At 55.3% G+C, this 1054-nt stretch carries 1 protein-coding gene; it reads left to right on the top strand.

Annotation, left to right across the window (positions count from 1 at the left end):
- Positions 1-304 precede the first annotated feature (304 nt).
- Complete coding sequence (locus AB3347_RS25860) at positions 305-715, top strand: DUF2061 domain-containing protein (protein WP_369094520.1); 411 nt, start codon at positions 305-307, stop codon at positions 713-715.
- Positions 716-1054: the final 339 nt, after the last annotated feature.

Here is a 1054-nt window from a genome sequence, read left to right as displayed (position 1 = left end):
TGTGTTCGTCAGCAGCAGAGAAGTGAGATTATGCAATGTTTCGCTTAACTCGTCAACCCCTCTTCTCTTTCGCTTGTCGCTGCTTTGAAAGCGGCGTTGCGCGTCGGAGAAACGAGACTATAGCAAAGAGCAGGCATGCGTGGCAAGTGGTAAATCCCGAGCCCGTTGCACGCCATTGCTCCCGAGGCACAGCAAACAATAGATAGAGGCTATCAAACAATTCAAAATAATTCATTTTTTACTATGAATAAGAATCGCTATCATTTGTCCATTGCAGTGTTAACGAAGCAGGAGAGGTACAAGCATGGTTATTGTTGCCAAGAAAAGCAGCCAGGTCCTTGCCCATATGGCGATTGCGTTCACTATTGCCTACGCAGTCACAGGGTCGGCCGTGCTCGGCGGCCTGGCGATCGTTATCGAACCGGTCATCAACGTGCTGCTCCTTCCCCTCCATGAAAAAGCCTGGGCTGCAATCCGTGCATGTGCGGTAGACGAGGGCGATCGCTACTTGCGTATCACTGCAGAAAAGCTGAGCCAAACTGCCATGCATATGCTTGTTGCGTTTTCCGTCATGGTGGCGGCCACCGGCTCGCTGGCCTTCGGCGGGATGGCAGCTGTGCTCGAGCCGATCTGCAACGTCCTTCTGCTGCCGGCACACGACCGCTTCTGGGACAAGCTGGCACTGCGCCTCAACGGCGGAGCGCGAATTGCCTGACTCGACCGATGAGGCAGCGGTCGACCAGCTGGCGAAAGATCCGACCAACACCACGCTGCCGGCGCCCGCGCGGGCTACCCGTCGCCCCGGCGCGGGCCGAGACCCAAGTCGGTCGAGGGGCAATGGCATTCGCTCGATAAATCGACGCGCACGAAGAAGCGTACAAAGCAAAACCCCACCAGGGCGAGGATCCGCAATGCGGATTGTACAAAGCAAAAAAGCCCATCCAGATCACTGGATGGGCTTTTTCTTATAACTAGCCTGACGATAACCTACTTTCACACTGGTTGCAGCACTATCATCGGCGCAAAGTCGTTTCACGGTCCTGTTCGGGATGGG

The sequence above is a fragment of the Massilia sp. X63 genome, assembly GCF_041023745.1.
Taxonomy (GTDB): Bacteria; Pseudomonadota; Gammaproteobacteria; order Burkholderiales; family Burkholderiaceae_D; genus Telluria.
Note: the sequence above shows the minus strand (reverse complement) of the source record. Positions and strands in the feature narration are given on the sequence as shown.

What these genes read in the sequence shown, in the direction of transcription:
- AB3347_RS25860 (WP_369094520.1), top strand. Translation starts at nt 305, where the DNA reads ATGGTTATTGTTGCCAAGAAAAGCAGCCAGGTCCTTGCCCATATGGCG.